This window comes from Neptuniibacter caesariensis (assembly GCF_000153345.1).
Classification (GTDB): domain Bacteria; phylum Pseudomonadota; class Gammaproteobacteria; order Pseudomonadales; family Balneatricaceae; genus Neptuniibacter; species Neptuniibacter caesariensis.
In genome coordinates this window covers 17,854-39,237 of the sequence record NZ_CH724126.1, presented here as the reverse complement: position 1 = coordinate 39,237, position 21,384 = coordinate 17,854, and the positions used below count along the sequence as shown (strand labels likewise).

The window sequence follows — 21,384 nt, the reverse complement described above, 5'->3', positions numbered from 1 at the left end:
CGATCCAAGGTATACAGCTGCCTTTATTTTTATATTACTGCTTCACTATAACACTATGATAGAAATAGTCAGCGCTCTCTGGCCGGTATTTGCCTTAATTTTATTAGGTTATCTGGCACGTAGAACCCGCTTCCCAGGGGAGGACTTCTGGGCGCAAGCGGAAAAAGCGACCTATTTTATTCTTTTCCCGGTACTACTGGTCTCTCGATTAGCAACCACGGACATGTCCTCCGTGGAACTGGATGCCATGGGGCTGGCAATACTATTGCTGGTGCTCGCAGGTAGCGTAGCTGCTTTCATTGTCAGGCCGTTTACATTGGCTGATGCTGCGGGTTTTACCTCAATCTATCAGGGGGCGGTACGATTTAATGTCTACGTCGGGCTGGCGGCTTCAGCAACGTTGTATGGTGAGGTGGGTGTCGTGATAGGCGCGGTGATCATGGCGCTAATGATTCCGCTGCTTAACCTTTTGTGTGTTCTGGTCTTCTCTGTATTTACCCACAAAGCCGGCAGTTTGAGCTCAGTTTTGCTGGCCATTGTTAAGAATCCATTGATTGTGGGTAGCTTACTTGGGTTGGTTCTCAATCAAACAGGCATAGGTTTCCCTTCTCTACTGACCCCTATAGCGGAGCTGCTGGCGGGTATGGCGTTGCCTCTGGGATTGTTGTCAGTTGGTGCAGGGCTTAGCTTTAAGGTGTTGTTTAAAAGCCAGCGGGAGTTGGCCTGGGCTTCTTTCATCAAGTTGGTTCTGATGCCGCTGTTCGCTTTTCTGATCTGTGCTCTGTTTGCTTTGGAAGAGGGAGTCGCTGAGGTTGTGTTGCTTTACGCGGCGCTACCCACTGCTACCTCATCTTATATTCTGGCCAGGCAGCTTGGCGGCGACGCGCCGATGATGGCTGCGATTGTTACCGGGCAGACCCTTTTATCGATGATTTCGATACCAATCATGCTAATTTTGATCAATTTTTTGCGAAATCTTTTATAAATCAGGCAGTAATTCGCGTTTTTTACACTTTTTTGTTAAAATAACTATGTAACTGGCCGATAGTTTCACTGAAACGGTTATTGCAAATATGTTGCAAAAATTCTGAAATGTGGAAAACTACGCGCCAGGCATTATGCAAACGAGCGTTTGTTTAATGTGTGGTGAACCTTATAGGCAGAACAATGAAAAAAGGTCCTGATCTGGTATTAGTGTTGGTTGTGGTATTTGTACTCGGTTCCGTAATGACCGGGGTATCTCACGCTGATTTCCAGTTTGCATCGTTATTTGAGCAAGTCTTCAACAGCTAAAAGCTAACCTACGGGTAGCTTTTAGCGTCGGTAACTATTGTTGTCAGAGGGATATCCCAACCCTCGACAGGTAACTCTTCTACTCTCTGTATTTCGTGAGCAAGGCCAATTAGGTCAGGCCCTCTCATGCCCTTCTTAAGCCCTTTGAACGCAAAAGTACGGTCATAGTAACCACCGCCCATGCCCATGCGATTTCCTTTAGGATCAAAAGCGACCAAAGGTAAAAGCACCAGATCTAATGCCCATGCCGCTTTACGTCGGCCTGGTTCCAGCTTTGGTTCGCGAATTGAATAGATATTCCGAACCATCGGGGTCTTCTGCGTATAAGGTACAAACCAGAGTCGGTTATGCAGAATAGGGTGAAGCACAGGTAGATAGACCTCTTTACCCAGCTTCCAGCAGAGCTTTATCAATGGGGTAGGATCGATTTCGCCATCGTTAGGCAGGTACATCGCAATTGACTTGGCTCGGCGAAAATCCTGACGGGTTCGCATATTGCGAAGAAGCGCTTGTGCGGCGGTATTCTGTTGGCTGGGCGTTAAGGAGCGTCGCAGGGAACGGATCTGTTTGCGGAGTTGCTTACGTTTATCCATAGTAAAGAAGATCCCCAGAGTGCCGGTGTCGGTAATGGCCCTGAACCCGAAGGTTCAAGGAGGGGGTTGCTGAGAATCATTAGGCTTTCCGTTAAATCGGACATGCACACCAGAAACTACGAGCAACCTCCAGAAGTGTGATTATCGGCTCGAGGGACGTAACCAACTGTCGAACACTCCAGGGCATATGTTCATTATACCCTTATTGGTTTTAGTGTCAGGTCTTGAAATAAAATTATTCTATGCTAGAAGCGGTATAACTGGTTGTTTAGTAATCAGTTTTTCGATTATGAAAAGAATTCAATCGTGAAAAGCTGGTTATTCTTGTGTTTTTTTCTGCAGCGCCAGATCAATTTTGCTACCGAGGTGGCGCAGCCGTGTTTCAACATCAGAATTTAAAGACTGTTTGGACTGTAAAAGCTCGTGGGCAAGATTTAGCGCAGCCATGACCGCGATACGTTCCAGGCCTAGCACTTTGCCTGATTTTCGAATTTCCAGCATCTTTTCGTTGAGGAAATCCGCGGAAGCGAGTAGTTCAGCTTCGGCGTCTGCAGGGCAATTGAAACTAAAATCTTTATCTAGAATTTTGATTGAAACCGGCTGAGAGTCCGAAGTGCTCATTTGTTTTGCTCCAGAGCTTTAAGGCGCATGATCATGGTCTTTATTTTACTTTGGGTTTGTTCATTTAGCTGGACTAGCTGCGCGCGCTCTTCTTTGAGTGACTGTTCTCGTTCACGAAGTTGATCATTCTCCCGCTCCAGCTGTTCACAGTGTTGCAGCAGTTGATCGATTTTCTGTTCAAGCGCGTTAAAGTAGTGCTCGGTCATGCGAAAAATAAGCTCCACAGGCTTAAGGTTATCAGGGGACTATAATAAGCCACTGTCTTAGGGTCAATGACGCTGCATGAGAAGAAGGGAAATGCTAGGATTAACAACAATATAATATTGATGAGTTCTATCCATGTCTGAAGATAATATTCCAGTAGATCTGCCCGATTTTGAAGTAATTGCAAACCTGTTCGTTGAAGAGGGTGTTGGGCTGGTTTCTCCTGCTGAATTGCATGGCTTGATTGCAGGCCATCTGGCGGCAGGCGCACGCTTACAACCTGCGATGCTGATTCAGGCGGCCTGCGAGTTGATGGATACAGAAGCACTGAAGCAGGAGAGTAGTAAAGTGACGCTATTGAACCTGTATGGTGCGACCACCGATGCACTTGAGAGTATGGATCTGGAGTTTGAGCTTTTACTACCTGATGATGAGAATGAGATATCCCTTAGGGCTGAGGCTCTGGGGCGCTGGTGTCAGAGTTTCCTGTCCGGTTTTGGCTTGTATGGCAAACATACGGATGCGTCTCTTTCTCCAGAAGCTAAAGAAACACTGAATGACTTAGGGCAGATCGCTCAGATATCTGCGGACCTTGAAGAACTGGATGAAAATGAATCCGATCTGATGGAAGTTCAGGAGTATGTGCGCATGGCTGTACTTATGCTGTTTACTGAGTGTAACAAAGCCCTGGCAGATAAAGAGCAAGAGTTTGCAAAAGCTCAGCCGGATAGTAACAGGTTGCATTGATGAACATTGAAATGGATCAGTTTGTTGGTCGTCGTAAGGCGCTGATGGAGAAAATGCTCCCGGGTAGCATTGCCATTATCCCTTCAGCAACGATGAAGCAGCGCAATAATGATGTGGAATATCCGTTCCGTCAGGATAGTAGTTTTTTCTATCTGACCGGTTTTAACGAACCTGAGGCGGTTTTGCTGCTGATCCCGGGCCGCAAACAGGGTGAAACGGTTATGTTTTGCCGAGATCGGGATCGCCTGATGGAGATCTGGAATGGATACCGTGCGGGCCCTGAGGGTATTGTCGCAGATTATGCAATCGATGAGGCGCATGCTATCCATGAAATCGATGATGTGTTGCCTGCGCTTTTAAATGGCATGGAGCGAATCTATTACGCTATCGGTCAGGACGAAGCGCTGGATCAGCAGGTCACCCACTGGCTGAATCTGATCCGCAGTAAAGTCCGTCAAGGGGCTGTGGCGCCAAGTGAATTAGTCATGCTGGATCATCTGCTGCACGAAATGCGCCTGATTAAGAGTGATGCGGAAGCTGACCTAATGCGCCGTGCGGGGGAGATATCAGCACAGGGCCACATCAAAGCGATGCAGCTATGCCGACCTGGCTTAATGGAGTACCAGTTAGAAGCAGAAATTTTGCATCACTTTGCCATGAATGGCGCTCGCCAGCCTGCCTATTCAACGATCGTAGGTGGGGGCGAAAATGCGTGCATTCTTCATTACATTGAGAATGATGCAGAGCTGAATGGCGGCGATCTGGTACTGATTGATGCCGGTTGTGAGTATCAGCACTATGCGGGCGATATTACACGTACTTTTCCGGTGAACGGAACTTTCAGTGAAGCGCAGCGTGCTATCTATGCGTTGGTATTAAAAGCTCAGAAGGCCTGTATTGAATTGGCGCGCCCGGGGGTACTTTGGGAAGCGGTCCATGAAAAGTCTATTGAAGTGCTAACCGAAGGTTTGATTGAGTTAGGGCTGTTAAAAGGTAGTCTTGAATCTGAGATTCAATCAGGCGGCTATCGCGAATTCTATATGCATAGGATCGGGCACTGGCTGGGTATGGATGTGCACGATGTTGGTGACTATAAAGTCGATGGTGACTGGCGTCCGCTAGAACCTGGCATGGTGATGACCGTCGAGCCGGGCATCTATATTGCGCCCGATAATGACAAAGTCGATCCTTGCTGGCGAGGCATCGGCGTGCGTATTGAAGATGATGTATTAATCACATCCAAAGGATGCGAAGTTTTAACCGCATCGGTCCCTAAAGAGATCGATGAAATTGAGGCGTTAATGGCCGGACTATGAAACAGCACTACGACATCGTAATTGTAGGTGGGGGCATGGTGGGCGCGAGCCTGGCTTGTGCTCTTTTGCAGGTTGCAGAACAGTTAGACCTGAAGATCGCTATTGTAGAAGCGTTCCCGGTTGCAGAATCTGCACTTGAATATCAGCCTAGTTACGATGCTCGTGCAACTGCTTTGGCATACGGTAGCCGGACTATCTACGAAACCATGGGTCTCTGGGAGACGCTAAGAGAGCACTTGGAGCCGATCCAGCAGATTCATGTTTCGGACAAAGGTCACTTTGGTGCCACGCGACTGAATGCCGAAGATGAGTCGGTTCCAGCGCTGGGCTACGTAGTTGAAAATCATTGGTTGGGACGCGTGCTTTGGGATCGCTTGCAACAATCAGACGCAGCCCATGTCGAGTTTATTGCCCCCGCTGAAGTGACCGATATGAGTACCGGTGCGGACAGCATGGAGGTGACTCTATCCACAGAAGGCCAGGAACACACCCTTAGCTGTGAATTGGTGGTCATGGCTGACGGGGGGCGTTCAGAACTTCGGGAAAAATTGGGTATAGGTTATACCCAGACAACTTATGCACAGCATGCAGTGGTTGCGAATGTGAGTCCGGATCGACAGCACAACAATGTGGCTTATGAACGTTTCACAGATACGGGGCCAATGGCGCTTTTACCACTCGAAACCCAGAAAGGCCGATATCGCTGTGGTTTAGTCTGGACCGTGCCGGATGAGCAGATAGATGAGGTGATGGCGCTTAGCGATCATGCGTTCCTCGAGAAGCTGCAAGAACGTTTTGGTTATCGGGCCGGCAATTTTATTGCCGTGGGTGAACGCGCTTCATATCCCCTAAAGCTGGTGCTTGCGGATGAGCAGGTACGTAAGGGTATCGTGGTGTTAGGGAACGCAGCGCATGCGTTGCATCCTATTGCCGGGCAAGGATATAACCTGGCGCTAAGGGGAGTTGTTGCGCTTGCTGACAAGCTGATACAGGCGCGAAAAGAACAGGTTAATCTGGGTGACTTAGGCCTTTTACAAAGCTTTTACGAGCAACAGCGCGCGGATCAGCAAAAAACGATCGGATTCAGCGATCAAACCATGAAGCTTTTCTCAAACAGTAGCCCGTTATTAGCTTTAGGCAGAAATATTGGCTTGCAGGTGATGGATGTCTGCCCCCCCGCCAGAACCTTGTTTGCTCGTGCCGCAATGGGGTTGGATGCACCTGCCCCTAAATTGAAATAGGTTTTTTCATGTCAAATCAGATGCATGCGGATGTTGTAATCGTCGGTGCCGGAATGGTTGGGTTAACCCTGGCCGCAGCGATGGCCCCTTCTGGGATGAAAATTATCGTTCTGGAGCAGAGAAAGGGGGATCCCCAGGGATTTTCTGATTGGGTTCGCGCGCAGCAGTCTGAGAACTTTGATCCTCGTGTCAGTGCGCTGACTTGTGCATCACAGCAGATCCTTACGGCGGTCGGGGCTTGGGAAAAAATGGCATCCTTCCGATTGAGCCCGTACACCGATATGGATGTCTGGGATGGCGAAGGCACCGGGAAAATCCATTTTTCCGCGCAAGATCTGCACGAACAGGCTCTGGGGCATATAGTTGAAAACCGAGTTACCTTGGCAGGGCTGCTGGCAACGGTGGCTGAGCTGGATAATGTGCAACTGGTAACGGGCGTTGAGCTGGTTAAGGCAGATTTGAGCGCTAGTTCTTTAAAAACGTTGGAACTTAGTGATCAGCGCTGTATCGAAACGTCGCTGTTGGTCGCCGCTGATGGTGCATTGTCTAAAACCCGGCAGATGGCAGGTTTACCAATGCTGGAGTGGGACTATGGTCATCATGCGATCGTGACGACAGTGAAAACCAGCGTGGATCATCAACAAACGGCCTGGCAGCGATTTACTGATGATGGCCCTTTAGCGTTGTTGCCTCTTTCCAGTGATGATGGCAACCATTACTGCTCGATTGTCTGGTCGACCTCGCCTGGCCATGCGAAAGCGTTGATGACTTTGTCTGATGAGGATTTTTGTCAGGCACTAGGGGCCGCGTTTGAGCATGTTCTGGGCGATATCCTGGAAACTGATCAGCGTAGTGTTTTTCCGCTGCGTCAGCGTCATGCTCAACACTATGTTAAATCGGGTTTTGTAGTTATTGGTGATGCGGCGCATACCATACACCCTCTGGCAGGTCAGGGGGTGAACCTTGGTCTGTTGGATGCGGCGCAGCTGGCAGAAACCTTAATGGCGGCCTATGCACGTGGTGAGGCACTGGGATCATTATCAGTACTGCGCCGTTATCAACGTGAAAGGCATTCGGAAAATATTCAGATGGCGGCCACGATGGAGGGCTTCAAACGACTCTTCGCCAGCCGAAACCCGGTTGCTGTACTGGCTAGAAATATGGGAATGAACTGGTTAGATGGGCTGGGTGCGATTAAAAACCACCTGGTTCAGGAGGCGATGGGGCTTTCCGGAAAAGGTCCTGCGTTGGCGCAGAGATCATTTAAAGATTCATAAGTAAATACCATAGTCGCAGTTGAGAGTTGCGGGCAAAGATTGAACTACAGGGAAAATCCCTATAAATTGTCTTCCCTTTTTTATTTTTTCGGGCCTTTTATCGCTATTAGCCCGTATATAAAGCAAAAATTATGGTATTTAGCGCTGGAAGTGGGGCAAGCGTTTCACTTCAGACCCTTAATAAGAGTTAATAACTATGGGTAATAAAACCGCACTGTACGATAAGCACCAGGAAATGGGTGCGAAGCTGGTTGATTTTGGCGGCTGGGATATGCCGATCCATTACGGTTCACAAGTTGATGAGCACCATAAGGTCCGCCAGGAAGCGGGCATGTTTGACGTCTCCCATATGACGGTTGTAGACGTAACCGGTACTGATGCAAAAGAATATTTAAGATACTTGCTGGCCAACGATGTTGCTAAACTGCAGCAGAAAGGTAAAGCAATGTATAGCGGCATGCTCAATGAAGATGCCGGGGTCATTGATGACCTCATCGTTTATCTGATGACTGAGCCAGGTGTTGCTGGTGAATGGTTCCGAGTAGTGGTGAACTGTGCAACACGAGAGAAAGATCTGCGCTGGATGTCAGATCAAACAGCGAGCTTTGATGACGTTGCGCTGACTGAGCAGCCTGATCTGGCGATGGTAGCGGTTCAGGGCCCTAAAGCACTTGAACTGGCTAAGCAGTCTGTATCTGAATCCCGTGCAACGCTCATTGATCAGTTAAGCGTATTTCAGGGCTTAGAATCCGAAGGCTGGTTTATTGCCAGAACTGGCTATACTGGTGAGGATGGCCTTGAGATCATGCTGCCGGAAGATGAGGTTGCTGATTTTTGGCAAGCACTCGCTGATGCGGGTGTAAGCCCGTGCGGCCTGGGGGCGCGAGACACGCTTCGTTTGGAAGCCGGTATGAACCTCTACGGTGCTGATATGGATGAAACGGTATCCCCGTTAGCCGCTAACATGGGGTGGACCATTGCCTGGGAACCGCAGGAGCGTATTTTTATCGGCCGCGAAGCGTTACAGGCGAAAAAAGAGGCTGGGATATCTGAGAAATTAGTTGGCCTGGTCATGGAATCCCGTGGTGTGCTTCGAGCGCATCAAAAGGTCGTTGTGAGTGGTGTTGGCGAAGGTGAGATTACCAGTGGTACTTTTTCGCCTACACTAGGATGTGCAATTGCGATGGCAAGAGTGCCATCTGCGACTGCAGATCAAGCCGAAGTGGATATCAGAGGAAAATTAGTCCCTGTGCGGGTTATTCGTCCCTCTTTTGTTCGTAATGGCAAAAAAGTTTTTGACTGAATTTAGATTTTAACCGGTCCTATAGGGTAGGAATTAACAATGAGTAACATCCCATCTGAACTGAAATACGTTGCTAGTCATGAATGGATTCGCGTTGAGGGTGACGGCACAGTTACAATCGGTGTCACTGATCACGCACAGGATCTGTTGGGTGATGTAGTTTTTGTTGAACTGCCAGAAGTTGGTGCTGAAGTTGCTATGGGCGACGAGTCAGGTGTTGTTGAGTCTGTTAAGGCGGCATCGGATATTTATGCTCCACTTAGCGGTGAAGTTGTGGAAGTTAACGAAGAATTGGAAGATTCGCCTGAACTGGTTAATTCTGACCCTTACGCTGATGGCTGGTTCTTCAAACTGAAACTGTCTGATCAGGATGAGCTGAATGAACTGCTGGATGCAGAAGCTTACAATGATCTGTGCGAGTCAGAAGCTTAAACAAAGCTGAGGCATATGCCTTATAGTATTTTCTGTCCCGGCTATATGCCGGGACTGTTGTCTGTAAAACAGGAAAAAAATGTCACTGCCAATACTGAAACTAAACAGTGGAGCTGAACGCCGCTTACGCGGAGGTCATCTTTGGATCTATAGCAACGAAGTGGATAACAGTGCGACACCACTGAAGGGCTTTGAACCAGGCCAGCAGGTCGTTGTGGAAACAGATAAGGGCAAACCACTGGGTATTGCCTATGTGAATCCGAATACGCTGATTTGTGGGCGTATGGTAAGCCGTGATCTCAAGTATAAGCTGGATCGTTCGCTGCTGATTCATCGTATTAAAGTGGCGTTGTCACTGCGTGAGGCTTGCTTCAGTGATGATTGTTACCGCCTGGTATTCGGTGATAGTGATGCGCTCCCTGGGTTGGTGATCGATCGCTTTTATGATGTATTCGTTGTTCAGGTTTCAACGGCGGGTATGGAAGCGGTGCTTGATGAGGTCGTTGACGCGCTGAACAAGGTATTTACACCTAAGGCGATCCTGTTACGAAATGACGGCAAAATGCGTGACATGGAAGGGTTAGAAACCTACACAGAGATTGTTCAGGGCGATATCCCTGAGCTTTGCCCGCTGATGGAGAATACTGTTCCGCTGTTGGCGCCGCTTCAGAAAGGTCAGAAAACCGGATGGTTCTATGATCACCGTAATAACCGTGCTCAGATGCAGAAACATGTTGAAGGCAAGCGTGTTCTTGATCTGTTCAGCTATGTCGGCGGCTGGGGAGCACAAGCATTAGCTGCGGGTGCTTCTCAGGCGATCTGTGTTGATGCTTCTCACTTTGCTTTGGAAGTGGCGGCGGAAAATGCGCGTATCAACAACGCAGAAGATCGTTTTGAAGGCTTCCATGGTGATGCGTTTGATATCTGTAAATCACTGATTGCTGATAAAGAGAAGTTCGATGTGGTAGTGCTGGATCCGCCTGCATTTATCCAGAAGAAGAAAGATGTCCGCAATGGTGAGCGCGCTTACTCGCGTATGAATAATTTCGCCATGCGTCTGTTAAAGAAAGATGGGATTTTGGTCTCCGCATCTTGCTCAATGCACCTACAGCGAGAAAGGCTGGTGGATATTATCCGCAGTAACAGTCGCGAGCTAGACCGTAATGCGCAGATCTTTGATCAGGGGCATCAGGGCGCGGATCATCCGGTTCATCCAGCGATTCCTGAAACGGATTATCTGAAATCATTCTTTGTTCGAGTGCTGCCTTCGGCATAAGCGTAGCTGAGTTAAGGAGTCGCCATGCAGTACAACAAGTTAGGCAATACCGATATTGCTGTCAGCCAGATCTGTCTGGGAACGATGACTTATGGCAGCGATCACTCCCAGGAAGAAGCCTTTGCCCAGATGGATTTTGCTGTCGATCAGGGGATTAATTTTCTGGACGGCGCGGAGATGTATCCAATCCCAACTTCCGCTGAGTATCAGGGGCGCAATGAGGAGATTATCGGACACTGGTTGAAGACCAGAGGCAATCGTGATCAGGTCGTTGTGGCCACCAAGGTGACAGGTCCAGGTGAGATGGTGAGCTATATCCGTGAGGATATGGGGCTGGATCGCAGAAATATCCGCGAAGCGATTACCAATAGCCTGAAGCGACTTCACACTGACTATATCGATCTTTACCAGCTACATTGGCCTGATCGGGCAACAAACTTCTTTGGTCAGTTGAACTACACACACCAGCCGGAGAAGGATGGTGCATCGATTCAGGAAACGCTGGAAGTACTGAAAGAGTTGGTCGATGAAGGATTGGTGCGTCACTTTGGTTTATCCAACGAAACGGCATGGGGGACCATGAAGTGTCTGCAGCTAGCAGATAAGTTTGATCTGCCGCGTTGTGTGTCAGTACAGAACCCGTTTAGCTTGTTGAACCGTACCGCGGAAATTGCGTTAACTGAGGTACTGCAGCGGGAAGAGGTTTCGCTTCTGCCTTATTCGCCTCTGGGCTTTGGTGTCCTGAGTGGTAAATACTTGAATGATGCCCGTCCTGAAGGGGCGCGTATTACTCGTCATCCAACTTATGCTCGCTACTTTACTGAGCAGGGGATTAAGGCAACTCAAGCTTACGTTGAGCTGGCTAAAGCGCACGGTCTAAATCCGGCGGTTATGGCGCTGGCCTGGGTCAATAGCCGAAGCTATGTGGATGCCAATATTATTGGGGCGAGTAATATGGCCCAGTTGAAGGACAATATTGAGTCAGCGAACTTAGTGCTCAGTGAAGAATTACTGGCTCAAATAGAAGCGATCCACACACAATATCCAAATCCATGCCCATAACAGGGGTATATGAGTTTGATTAAAGGGAGCAAAGGCTCCCTTTTTTATTGGCTAAATCGAATTGTTATTTTCGAGTTCTTTGCCAGACTTTAGTTAGGAACCTGCGAATAAGTTTCATGTTTTCTCTTGGACTTGTTCGTAGATTCCTTAGCTAATAACAACGGAATGGTGAGTGTTATGTTGCAAGTTAGAGAAGCGATGTATCCCGTCAATATGCCGCTGCGTGGTGATATGTCTATGGTTGAGGCAGTGACGCATATTCTGGACTCTGGCTATTTAGGCTTGCCGGTTGTCGATGCCCAGCAAAATGTAGTGGGCTTTCTGTCCGAATTTGATTGCCTGCCTTATCTGATTACCGATAGCTATCATTGTGACAGCCATGAAACGGTTGCTGATATCATGCGAGGAGATCCTCTGACAGTATCGCCCAGCATGAGTATTGTCGATCTGGCTCAGCAGATGGGCTTGGATAAACCTAAGGTGTATGCGGTTGTCGAAGGGCATAAGCTGGTGGGTATTATTACTCGCAGTATGCTGATGAAAGAGCTTAATGATGCTCTGAAGCACTGTAAGGTTGTGGCTTAGTGGGTAATTGCGCGGTCATTGGATCCAGGCTGAGCAGATACTCGCCCGGATCTTTTACTTGGCAGTGGATCTAGCGAAGATCCAGAACGGGCCAAAGCTTTTCATTGGCATGAGCTTCCAGTGTTTCATCTGGATTGACTGCGACCGGATAGGTTACTAGTTCCAGTAGTGGCAGGTCATTATGTGAATCGCTGTAAAAATAGCTCTCTTCTAGCGAGTGTTCGTTTGATTCAAGCCAGGTATTGAGGCGAGTCACTTTGCCGTCCTGGAAGCACGGTATTCCAGCCACTTTCCCCGTGTACTGCCCATCAACCTCTTCAGGATCCGTAGCAATAATCTCATCGACGCCTAATGCGTCAGCGATGGGGCCGGTTACAAAACGGTTAGTCGCAGTAATGATAAGCAGGTAGTCACCTTGTTTGCGATGGTTTTCCAGTAACTCTTTGGCTTTAGGCAGCATGATTGGAGCGATCTTTTCCTGCATAAACTGGTTGTGCAGTTCATTGAGCTGTTCGCGATCCAGTTGAGCCAGCGGTTTTAAGGCGAATTCAAGAAATTCAAAGATATCCAGCCCGCCGTTTTTATACTGCTCGTAAAAGTAGTCATTTGCGCGGCTGTATTCATCGCTGTCCACGATCCCTTTTTCACACAGAAATTCTCCCCACGCATGATCACTATCGCCACCAAGCAGGGTATTGTCCAGATCAAAAATTGCTAAGCTCAAAGGGTGTTCCTCAATGAAAAATGTGTGAAGCAAGGATAGGGATCTAGCGGATTGATTGCAATTGTCTCAAAAGGAATTGCTGAGAGAGAAAGAATTATGGAACAATAGCTGAAAAAGGTTTAGGAATTACAAAGTGATTGATTCAGATGGGTTCAGGCCGAATGTCGGTATCATTCTGGCTAACTCGCTGGGTCAGGTCCTTTGGGCAAGACGTATAGGTCAGGACGCCTGGCAGTTCCCGCAAGGGGGGATAAATGAAGATGAAACCCCCGAGCAGGCGATGTATAGAGAACTGCGAGAAGAGATCGGTCTTTCGGATAAAGACGTAGAAATTGTCGCGGTGACCCGAGGCTGGTTAAGATATCGATTGCCCAAACGAATGATCCGGCGCAATTCGCATCCCGTATGCGTCGGCCAAAAGCAAAAATGGTTTTTGCTAAGGATGCTTAGTGAGGACAGTGCTGTAACTATCGATCATACAGAATCACCTGAGTTTGATGGTTGGCGCTGGGTAAGCTACTGGTATCCACTTGGCCAGGTAGTGTCATTTAAACGAGAGGTTTATCGCAAAGCGATGCGCGAACTGTCGCCTAAGCTGTCGCGCTTTCATATAGTCGACTCCTGAGGGAGGGAAACGAATGCTGGATGTCTTACGAAAGATAGTACAAGAGGTAAGTGTCGCTCCAAATCTGGAGTCGGTGCTGAACCTTATTGTGACTAGTGTCCAGCGTTCGATGAAAACCGAGGTTTGCTCGGTTTATCTTTTTGATCCAAGCGATCAGCGTTATGTGTTGATGGCTTCTGAAGGCTTAAACCCAGAGGCGGTGGGTAGTGTTCGTTTATCTGCTGCTGAAGGTTTGGTCGGCCTTGTGGTTGATCGAGCTGAACCGATCAACCTGGAAAATGCTTCTGAACACCGCGCATTCAAATACGTTGAATCAACCGGTGAGGAGCGTTTTAACTCTTTCCTGGGCGTGCCCATTATTCATCACCGTGACGTATTAGGTGTTCTGGTTGTACAGCAGAGGGACCTTCGCCGTTTTGATGAAAGTGAAGAGGCATTTCTTGTCACCTTGTCAGCTCAGCTTGCTGGTGTGATTGCCCATGCTGAAGCAACAGGTTCTCTGGGCACGATTGGTGAGCAGGAGAAAGCGGTTGTTGATCTTCGCTTTGAAGGTGTCGCCGGTTCATCTGGTGTGGCGATCGGCTCTGCTACTGTTATTGCTCCGCCTGCTGATCTGTCATCGGTTCCGGATAAGCCAGCCAAAGATGTAGCGAAAGAGATTGCTAGCTTTGAAGAAGCGCTTAAGCTGGTACGTCGAGATATCAAAGTTGTCGGGCGTAGCCTGGCCCAGCGTTTACGTACTGAGGAGCAAGCGCTTTTCGATGTGTACCTGCGTATGCTGGATGATAATGCGCTGGCAGGTGAGGTGGTTGCCCGGATTGAGAAGGGTAACTGGGCGCAAGGTGCGCTTCGTGAAGTCGTCACTGAGCATGTTCGTCAGTTCTCTATGATGGATGATCCCTACTTAAGGGAGAGAGCGACTGATATCAAAGATCTTGGTCGAAGAGTGTTAGCTTATCTTCAGGAGGCTGCGCCAGCATCACTTGAATTTACCGATGAGACAATTCTGGTTGCCGATGAGCTAACGCCTGCTATGCTGGGTGAAGTGCCCAGTGAGAAGCTGGTAGGTCTTGTTTCTGTGCATGGATCAAGTAACTCGCACGCTGCAATACTCGCGCGTTCTATGGGTATTCCGACCATTATGGGTGCGGTTGATCTTCCATTAACGCGCATCGATGGGCGGCAATTAATTCTGGATGGTTATTCCGGACGTATCTATGTCCAGCCAGGCGAAGATCTGCTGACCGCCTATCAGGATATTGTTAAAGGTGAGAAAGAGCAGGCAGAAGAGTTAGCTGCGCTCAAAGATCTGCCGGCAGAAACGACCGATGGTTTCCGGATGCCATTATGGGTAAATACCGGCTTGATCGCCGATGTAGCACGCTCTCTGGAGCGTGGCGCTGAAGGTATCGGTCTGTATCGTACCGAAGTCCCTTTCATGATTCGTGACTTCTTCCCCAGTGAGCAGGAGCAAGCGCAGACGTACCGTAAACAGCTGGAAGCGTTTCATCCGCGTCCGGTCACGATGCGTACCCTGGATATTGGCGGTGACAAAGCACTGCCGTACTTCCCGATTGAAGAAGAGAACCCATTCCTGGGCTGGCGTGGTATTCGTGTCACTCTGGATCACCCGGAAATATTCCTGGTGCAGGTGAGAGCGATGCTCAAAGCCGGCGAGGGGTATGAGAATCTACGCATAATGCTGCCGATGGTAACCAGTGTTCGTGAGGTTGAAGAGGCTAATCGCCAGATCGATCGGGCAGTGCGTGAGCTTCAGGAAGAGGGGCATAACATTAAGCGCCCTCTTGTCGGTGTGATGGTGGAGGTACCTGCTGCAGTGTATCAGGTGCGTCGTTTTGCCCGTCGCGTTGATTTTATCTCGGTAGGTTCCAATGACCTGACTCAGTATTTGTTGGCGGTGGATCGAAACAACCCAAGGGTGGCTGATCTGTATGTGAGTTACCACCCGGCGGTGCTTAAAGCGCTCGAATACATTGCCCGTGAAGCACATAAAGAGAACGCTTCCGTATCCATCTGTGGTGAGGTGGCTTCTGAGCCTGGTGGCGCTCTGCTGCTCATGGCGATGGGTTATGACGTGCTTTCTATGAACGCAACTAATTTGCCGAAAGTGAAGGCGGCTATTCGCAAAATTACTAAGACTGATGCGGATCGATTGCTAAAAGATGTCATGTCGATGGATGATGCGGACCGGATTCAGGCCCTGATTAACGAGCGCTTAGATGAGCTGGGCATTGCACTACCTGCACAGCCCAATATCCCTAACTAACGCCAATAGCTGGCAGTGGTAGTTTGTACTCACTTCTGGCTAATGGTCCGCCAACATCAAAACCTTGTTCAATAACAGTGGTGTCGCCATTAGGTTTTTGCATCACTAAAGTGGTCGCTCGGGTGCCGTAGTTATCAGCCTGAATGAAGCTTGAAGAGAGTAGTCTTTCCCAATTCAGGCTAATGCCCGTATCGGGTAGGTCCTTGTCTGGTGCGGTTTCCCTGTTACCCATAATTCCCATCAGGTGTTCGGCTGTCAGTGCAGAGCTGTTAATAGCATTCGTCAGATCCTGCTTGACCCGCTGAAGCTTAGGCCAGGGCGTGTCGAGCAGTGCGTTACTCATGCCGTAAATGCCTGGCTTCAGTTCATGGGTTTCTGCGCCCCGGTTAGAGCAGTAATAGAGCCCAGTCTGATCAGCTACAAGCAAGTTAAAATCACCAAATTCCTGCTTATTTTGTTCAAGTTGAAGAAGGTATTCGTCTGCGCTTTGTTGGCACTTCAGAAAATTGGCTGTCAGTTCGCCCCGGGATCTTCTGTTTTTTGCGGGGTTTCGTCCATCCCGGTAATTGGTAACCGCGGTAAACTTTCCTGCAGTGTTGAAGCCTAACCATGTGCCGAGCTGTTCCAGGTCCCGGCCTGCCAGAATTTCATTGTGATCATCCCAGAAATGCATGGGCTGACTGGGGCGCTGATAAAATTCGTCGCGATTAGCAATAAGAATAAGTGAGTATTCTGGATGGGATTTATACGCGAATGTTATCAAGCACATAGGTAAAGATCGGTTTATTCGTTAATATGTCGTTTCTTGAATACTAAGGCTTTTTATCCTGAATGACACATCTCTAAGGATTGATTCATGTTATTTACCATTTTGACCTATCTGATTCTGGGTGCAGCGGCTGGTGTAGTTGCAGGGCTATTCGGCATTGGTGGTGGTTTGCTTATTGTGCCCGTACTGGTCTTTAGCTTTGAGTTACAAGGCATGTCCCCTGACGTGTTGACGCATGCCGCGGTGGCGACATCGCTGGCGACAATTGTAGCAACATCAATCAGTTCGACGCTGGCACATAATAAAAAGGGGGCTGTGCGTTGGGATATTTTTAAGCCGGTTACTCTGGGTATTCTGCTCGGTGCATTCCTTGGGGTTAAAACCGCGGGTTTGATGACCGGTGAGTGGCTGCAAATCACCTTAGGCTGCTTCGTGATCCTGGTGGCGATTCAAATGGCTTTAAACCTCAAACCCGATGCGGGTGAAACAGCGGTTAACAATAAGGATCTGGCAATCGCTGGCGGGTTTATTGGTTGGCTATCGAGTATTTTCGGTATTGGTGGGGGCACGTTATCGGTGCCCTACTTTACCTGGCGCCGAGTTCAGATGCAGCAGGCTGTGGCCACCTCTGCGGCGTGCGGGCTGCCTATTGCGTTGATGGGAGCCTTAACCAATATCTGGGAGGGGTGGCAGAACCCGGCAATGCCAGAATGGAGCGCCGGGTTCATCTATCTGCCGGCGTTATTGGGCATTGTGCTGACCAGCTCAATATTTGCTAAATATGGAGCCAAGCTTGCGCATCGCTTGCCTGCACCTGTTCTAAAACGCATTTTTGCAGTCTTTTTACTGTGCGTAGGGCTGCGTTTTTTGGTTACAAATTTATTGTAGTAAGTTCCGGTTGGGGGAAATATTGTGTGGGTTCATGAAATAAACCCGATTGCTTTAGAGTTAGGTCCGCTGAAAGTGCATTGGTACGGACTTATGTATCTGGTGGGTTTTGCGGCTGCCTGGTGGCTGGGTGTTAAGCGGGCGAGGAAGCCCGGTTCTGGCTGGAGTGAAGAGCAGGTCTCAGATTTTATTTTCTGGGGTGCGATGGGTGTCGTCCTAGGTGGGCGAATGGGTTACGTGCTCTTTTACAACTTTGATAAGTTTCTCTCGGATCCGCTTTGGTTATTTGCGGTCTGGGAAGGTGGTATGTCATTCCATGGTGGTCTGCTTGGGGTGATTGCTGTTATGTACTGGTTTGGTCGCCAGCATGGCAAAAGTCTCATGGAGATGGCGGACTTTGTTGCGCCGCTGATACCGGTGGGCTTAGGAGCCGGACGGCTTGGTAACTTTATTGGTGGTGAGCTTTGGGGGCGAGTTACGGATGGTACCTGGGGCGTAGTGTTTCGCCATGCGGGTGATTTACCAAGACATCCTTCTCAACTTTATCAGTTTGCTCTCGAAGGTGTTGTTCTGTTTGTTGCGCTATGGTGGTTCTCATCTAAACCAAGACCGCGTATGGCTGTATCGGGGCTGTTCTTGCTGCTCTATGGGGTATTCCGATCGGTCGTTGAGTTTTATCGTGAACCGGATGGGCATATTGGCTTTGTCGCGATGGACTGGCTGACGATGGGGCAATTACTATCCTTACCGATGATCTTGTTGGGGGCGCTGATGCTCGGCTTTGCCTATCAACGCTCAGACCTGAAAAGGGTGTAATATTCATAAAAAAAGGCGGTTAACACCGCCTTTTTTGTTTGTTGCGAAGTTACACCGAGAAAGGATATTGAATCGCTTCGTGGTGTTCGTATCCTTCTACCTCAAAGTCATCAACAGTGACCCAGGTTTCAAGGTCTTCCAGCGTCTTAATGTCTGGGTTGATTTTAAAGGTAGGCAGCGGAAGCGGTTCACGGGTTAGCTGTACGTCGCGCATCAATTCCACTTGATCTTCATAGATGTGTGCGTTAACGATTCTGTGGTAAGCCTTGCCTGGTTTCTTTCCGGTGATTTGCGCCATGATGGCCAGTAAGAAATAAACCTGAATCATATTAAATGTAAGGCCAAGTGGTACGTCACAGCTCCGCTGGGTGCTGTTCAGATAAAGAGTGTCACCTAAGAGCGAGAAGTGATGGCTATACATACATGGGCGTAAGCAACCCATGTGAAAAGCGCCCGGGTGATAAAAAGTATAAATTTCGCCGCGATCATCGATTCCTTGAGAGAGATCATCAACGATCTTGCGTAACAGGTCTATGCTGCCGCCATCTGGTTTTGGGAAATTACGTCCCACTTTGCCGTAAATAAAGCCGCAGTCATCTTCACCCTTGCGATAAGGGTTATTTAACCAGGCGGCATTGTCATTGGCGTTGGCGTCCCAGGTTTTGGTACCTATTTTGCGAAAGTCGGCTGCATTATCATAACCGCGAAGGTAGCCGAGCATCTCTGCTATTGCTGATTTGTAGAATGTTTTGCGGGTCGTAACCATGGGAAACTCACCCTTGGCTACATCATAAGTGAGATCAGCATTAATAACTGTAAGGCAGCGCTTTCCGGTTCGCTCATTTTCGACCCAGACGCCTTCGTCAATAATTCTCTGACAGAGATCGAGGTATTGTCTCATTGGTTTGTGCTTAACCCTGTGGTTAAATTTGATGTAGTCATGTTAACCAAAGCACGTTGCTGAGGTAAAGAATCTAACAGTGGGTTTTGCTTTCAATGCAGTCCCGGCTGTTTAGTAAGGAGTTTTCATGAACCTGGCTATTATAGTGGCTCAGGCAAAAAATCGTGTAATCGGTATTAATAATAAGCTGCCATGGCATCTTCCTGAGGATCTGCGCTATTTCAAGCAGGTGACGATGGGTAAGCCTATTATCATGGGGCGTAATACTTATGAATCTATAGGTCGTCCTCTGCCAGGGCGAACTAATATCGTTATCACACGTCAAAATGATTATGCCCCTGAAGGGGTGCGGGTGGTAAATAGTCTTGAGGAGGCTGTTGAGCTTGCAGAAAGCATCGCACTTATCAATGGTATTGATGAGGCGATGGTGATCGGTGGAGCGCAAATCTATGAACAGGCTTTAGCGTCTGCTCAACGATTGTATCTGACCGAAGTTGATGCTGAGATTGATGGGGATGCTTGGTTCCCTGAGTTTGAGCGTCAGGAGTGGAGTGAAGTGGGCAGAGAAGATTTCTCTGCAGAGGGACCTAATCCATATAACTATAGTTTTATCGTTTTAGATAGAAAATAAGAAGGCAAAGCAGTATGACGATCCGTTCGTTGTTGTCTATTTTGGCAGATGGCAAATTTCACTCTGGCAGTGAGTTGGGAGAGAAGATTGGTATCAGCCGTAGTGCGATCTGGAAGCATATACGCCGTTTAGAAGAAGGTGGTCTGGAAATCTACAGCGTCAAAGGGCGTGGCTATCGTGTTCCTGGAGGGTTAAACCTTCTGGACGTTGGTCAGATAGAGCAGGCTTTAAAAAGTGATGTAAGGCATCAGTTACAGGAGATTGATCTGCAACTGACAATACCCTCGACAAACGCTTTGGCGATGAAAGAGTCTCAGCGCGGCGATTGTCATGGGCGCATCTATCTCGCTGAGCAGCAAACGGAAGGCCGAGGGCGTCGAGGTCGTACCTGGGTAAGCCCGTTTGCGCGGAATTTATATTTTTCCCTGGTCTGGCGTTTTGAGCAGGGGGCTGCGGCGATAGAAGGTTTGAGCCTATTGGTTGGTCTTGCCATGGTTAAGGCTATGGAAAAGCTCAAGATCGATGCCGTGCAGTTAAAATGGCCGAATGATTTGTTAAGTCAGGGGCGAAAGCTGGCGGGTATTCTGCTAGAGGTTCATGGTGAAGCATCTGGACAGTGCCAGGTTGTGATCGGTGTAGGTGTTAATGTGGAGATGCCTCGCGATCTGGGGGAGCAGATTGATCAGCCGTGGATTGATCTGAAAACAGTGTCTGGGCGTCCTGTAGACAGGAACTTGTTATTGGCAGAAATACTCAATGAGCTGGTGCTGAGGCTTAATCAGTTTGAAAGAAATGGTTTTGCTGAATTCGTGGATGAGTGGCATGGGTATCATGCGATGCAATCACAGCCAATTACATTGCAGGTGGGGAGCAAGGCAATTGAAGGGGTGTGTCAGGGCATTGATACTTCAGGTGCGTTGTTATTGGAATCGGAAGACGGACTCCGTGCATATCATGGCGGTGAAGTGAGTATTCAGCGAGCAACATGATACTTGAGATTGATATCGGTAATACGTTTACCAAATGGCGCCATAGTGGTGGGCAAAGAGGAAAGTTGTTCACCGCCGATTTTACGTCTGCTGGATTTTCAGAGTGGCAGGGGCTTGATGTTACTGAGGTGAAAGTAGCCTCAGTGGGTGGCGAAGAGGTAAACGGAAGGATTAGAGCCTGTTGTGCTCAGCTTGGTTTTCCTGAGCCACGGTTTGCAGCTACTACTGACAGTACTGCTGGGGTGGTTAATAGCTATGGGGACCCTTCAAGGATGGGGGTTGATCGATGGCTGGCAATGCTGGCTGCATATGGTTATGAGTCAGGTGCTTGTTGTGTCGTTGATTGTGGAAGTGCGATTACTGTCGACTATCTAGCTGCCAATGGTGAACATATTGGTGGATATATTATTCCTGGGCTAAACCTTATGCAGCGAGGGTTGCTAGCGAACACGGCAGAAATTTTGGTTGATCAGGAAATAGATGACTTTGATCTGTCGCCGGGCAGGCATACAAGCGCGGCAGTCACTCATGGTATTAACTTTGCGTTTGCTGCTCTGGTTGAAAAAATAGTGGCTGAACTGAATGGAGCTTCTCTCTATATAACCGGTGGCGATGGTGCGTTGTTCCATAGGCTTGCCGGTACCGGGTCCTATAAACCTGATCTGGTACTTGATGGTTTGGCCTGGGGATTAGACAGCTGATGTTACTGCGTTGGCTTTTTTTGTTTGCCCTGTTGGCGAATGCCATTCTTTTTTTCTGGTATTCGCTGCAAATCCCTCCAGAAGAGCGTCAGCAAAATACTCA

General features: G+C 48.7%; 24 protein-coding genes and 1 other RNA gene. 18 read left to right on the top strand and 7 right to left on the bottom strand.

Going from position 1 to position 21,384, the window contains the following annotated elements; genetic code table 11:
- Positions 1–55 precede the first annotated feature (55 nt).
- Positions 56–985, top strand: a complete 930-nt coding sequence (locus MED92_RS09940) for an AEC family transporter (RefSeq protein ID WP_007021403.1) — start codon at positions 56–58, stop codon at positions 983–985.
- Between the two features lie 182 nt (positions 986–1,167).
- On the top strand, positions 1,168–1,293 hold the full coding sequence (locus tag MED92_RS19330) for a hypothetical protein (protein WP_007021402.1): 126 nt from the start codon (positions 1,168–1,170) through the stop codon (positions 1,291–1,293).
- Positions 1,294–1,301: 8 nt separating this feature from the next.
- Here the strand turns inward: MED92_RS19330 and MED92_RS09935 are convergent, their stop codons facing one another.
- The 4 genes from MED92_RS09935 to MED92_RS09925 all read right to left on the bottom strand — a co-directional run bounded on the left by MED92_RS09935 (position 1,302) and on the right by MED92_RS09925 (position 2,713).
- Positions 1,302–1,886, bottom strand: coding sequence for a 5-formyltetrahydrofolate cyclo-ligase (locus MED92_RS09935; RefSeq protein ID WP_007021401.1), 585 nt, complete (start codon positions 1,884–1,886; stop codon positions 1,302–1,304).
- Between the two features lie 7 nt (positions 1,887–1,893).
- Positions 1,894–2,074: non-coding RNA, 6S RNA (gene ssrS, locus MED92_RS18835), on the bottom strand.
- A 130-nt stretch (positions 2,075–2,204) separates the two neighbouring features.
- A complete protein-coding gene (locus MED92_RS09930) occupies positions 2,205–2,507 on the bottom strand; it encodes a cell division protein ZapA (RefSeq protein WP_007021400.1) in 303 nt (100 codons plus the stop codon).
- On the bottom strand, positions 2,504–2,713 hold the full coding sequence (locus tag MED92_RS09925; protein ID WP_007021399.1) for a TIGR02449 family protein: 210 nt from the start codon (positions 2,711–2,713) through the stop codon (positions 2,504–2,506). The genes MED92_RS09930 and MED92_RS09925 overlap by 4 nt, the downstream gene beginning before the upstream one ends.
- Positions 2,714–2,846: 133 nt before the next feature.
- On the opposite strand from MED92_RS09925, the gene MED92_RS09920 reads away from it, so the two are divergent.
- From MED92_RS09920 to MED92_RS09880, 9 genes are all read left to right on the top strand, one after another.
- Positions 2,847–3,458: a UPF0149 family protein gene (locus MED92_RS09920; protein ID WP_007021398.1), complete on the top strand. Its 612-nt coding sequence runs from the start codon at positions 2,847–2,849 to the stop codon at positions 3,456–3,458.
- Positions 3,458–4,774 (top strand): Xaa-Pro aminopeptidase, encoded by a 1,317-nt coding sequence (pepP, locus tag MED92_RS09915; RefSeq protein ID WP_007021397.1) that lies wholly within the window; start codon positions 3,458–3,460, stop codon positions 4,772–4,774. Before MED92_RS09920 ends, pepP begins: the two co-directional genes overlap by 1 nt.
- Positions 4,771–6,015 carry a 2-octaprenyl-6-methoxyphenyl hydroxylase gene (ubiH, locus tag MED92_RS09910; RefSeq protein ID WP_007021396.1) on the top strand — a complete coding sequence of 415 codons (1,245 nt, stop codon included), beginning with the start codon at positions 4,771–4,773 and terminating at the stop codon, positions 6,013–6,015. The genes pepP and ubiH overlap by 4 nt, the downstream gene beginning before the upstream one ends.
- Positions 6,016–6,023: 8 nt before the next feature.
- Positions 6,024–7,292 (top strand): FAD-dependent monooxygenase, encoded by a 1,269-nt coding sequence (locus tag MED92_RS09905; protein ID WP_007021395.1) that lies wholly within the window; start codon positions 6,024–6,026, stop codon positions 7,290–7,292.
- 196 nt (positions 7,293–7,488) lie between these two features.
- A complete protein-coding gene (gcvT, locus tag MED92_RS09900; protein ID WP_007021394.1) occupies positions 7,489–8,595 on the top strand; it encodes a glycine cleavage system aminomethyltransferase GcvT in 1,107 nt (368 codons plus the stop codon).
- A 39-nt stretch (positions 8,596–8,634) separates the two neighbouring features.
- Entirely contained in the window at positions 8,635–9,027 is a 393-nt protein-coding gene (gene gcvH, locus MED92_RS09895; RefSeq protein ID WP_007021393.1) for a glycine cleavage system protein GcvH, read from the top strand.
- Positions 9,028–9,106: 79 nt separating this feature from the next.
- The gene (locus MED92_RS09890) at positions 9,107–10,303 is read left to right on the top strand and encodes a class I SAM-dependent rRNA methyltransferase (RefSeq protein ID WP_007021392.1); all 1,197 of its coding nucleotides are present in this window, start codon (positions 9,107–9,109) and stop codon (positions 10,301–10,303) included.
- Positions 10,304–10,327: 24 nt separating this feature from the next.
- Positions 10,328–11,365: an NADP(H)-dependent aldo-keto reductase gene (locus MED92_RS09885; protein ID WP_007021391.1), complete on the top strand. Its 1,038-nt coding sequence runs from the start codon at positions 10,328–10,330 to the stop codon at positions 11,363–11,365.
- Positions 11,366–11,542: 177 nt separating this feature from the next.
- The gene (locus MED92_RS09880) at positions 11,543–11,950 is read left to right on the top strand and encodes a CBS domain-containing protein (protein WP_007021390.1); all 408 of its coding nucleotides are present in this window, start codon (positions 11,543–11,545) and stop codon (positions 11,948–11,950) included.
- 70 nt (positions 11,951–12,020) lie between these two features.
- Here MED92_RS09880 and MED92_RS09875 read toward each other — a convergent pair whose 3' ends face one another.
- Positions 12,021–12,674, bottom strand: a complete 654-nt coding sequence (locus tag MED92_RS09875; RefSeq protein WP_007021389.1) for a histidinol-phosphatase — start codon at positions 12,672–12,674, stop codon at positions 12,021–12,023.
- Between the two features lie 133 nt (positions 12,675–12,807).
- Here MED92_RS09875 and MED92_RS09870 point away from each other — a divergent pair, with 133 nt between their 5' ends.
- Both MED92_RS09870 and ptsP read left to right on the top strand, forming a co-directional pair.
- Positions 12,808–13,299: an RNA pyrophosphohydrolase gene (locus MED92_RS09870; protein ID WP_007021388.1), complete on the top strand. Its 492-nt coding sequence runs from the start codon at positions 12,808–12,810 to the stop codon at positions 13,297–13,299.
- Between the two features lie 13 nt (positions 13,300–13,312).
- Positions 13,313–15,586 carry a phosphoenolpyruvate--protein phosphotransferase gene (gene ptsP / locus MED92_RS09865; RefSeq protein WP_007021387.1) on the top strand — a complete coding sequence of 758 codons (2,274 nt, stop codon included), beginning with the start codon at positions 13,313–13,315 and terminating at the stop codon, positions 15,584–15,586.
- Here the strand turns inward: ptsP and MED92_RS09860 are convergent.
- Complete coding sequence (locus tag MED92_RS09860; RefSeq protein ID WP_007021386.1) at positions 15,579–16,355, bottom strand: NRDE family protein; 777 nt, start codon at positions 16,353–16,355, stop codon at positions 15,579–15,581. The genes ptsP and MED92_RS09860 overlap by 8 nt on opposite strands.
- Positions 16,356–16,442: 87 nt before the next feature.
- On the opposite strand from MED92_RS09860, the gene MED92_RS09855 reads away from it, so the two are divergent.
- Positions 16,443–17,243: a sulfite exporter TauE/SafE family protein gene (locus MED92_RS09855; protein ID WP_007021385.1), complete on the top strand. Its 801-nt coding sequence runs from the start codon at positions 16,443–16,445 to the stop codon at positions 17,241–17,243.
- A gap of 24 nt (positions 17,244–17,267) precedes the next feature.
- Positions 17,268–18,059, top strand: coding sequence for a prolipoprotein diacylglyceryl transferase (gene lgt / locus MED92_RS09850; protein WP_007021384.1), 792 nt, complete (start codon positions 17,268–17,270; stop codon positions 18,057–18,059).
- A 49-nt stretch (positions 18,060–18,108) separates the two neighbouring features.
- Here lgt and MED92_RS09845 read toward each other — a convergent pair whose 3' ends face one another.
- A complete protein-coding gene (locus MED92_RS09845) occupies positions 18,109–18,960 on the bottom strand; it encodes a thymidylate synthase (protein ID WP_007021383.1) in 852 nt (283 codons plus the stop codon).
- A gap of 127 nt (positions 18,961–19,087) precedes the next feature.
- Between MED92_RS09845 and folA the strand changes: the two genes are divergently transcribed.
- The 3 genes from folA to MED92_RS09830 are packed head-to-tail and all read left to right on the top strand — an operon-like array spanning position 19,088 to position 21,281.
- Complete coding sequence (gene folA / locus MED92_RS09840; protein WP_007021382.1) at positions 19,088–19,591, top strand: type 3 dihydrofolate reductase; 504 nt, start codon at positions 19,088–19,090, stop codon at positions 19,589–19,591.
- A gap of 14 nt (positions 19,592–19,605) precedes the next feature.
- Positions 19,606–20,580: a bifunctional biotin--[acetyl-CoA-carboxylase] ligase/biotin operon repressor BirA gene (gene birA / locus MED92_RS09835; RefSeq protein WP_007021381.1), complete on the top strand. Its 975-nt coding sequence runs from the start codon at positions 19,606–19,608 to the stop codon at positions 20,578–20,580.
- Positions 20,577–21,281, top strand: coding sequence for a type III pantothenate kinase (locus MED92_RS09830; RefSeq protein ID WP_007021380.1), 705 nt, complete (start codon positions 20,577–20,579; stop codon positions 21,279–21,281). The genes birA and MED92_RS09830 overlap by 4 nt, the downstream gene beginning before the upstream one ends.
- The last annotated feature ends 103 nt before the right edge of the window (positions 21,282–21,384 follow it).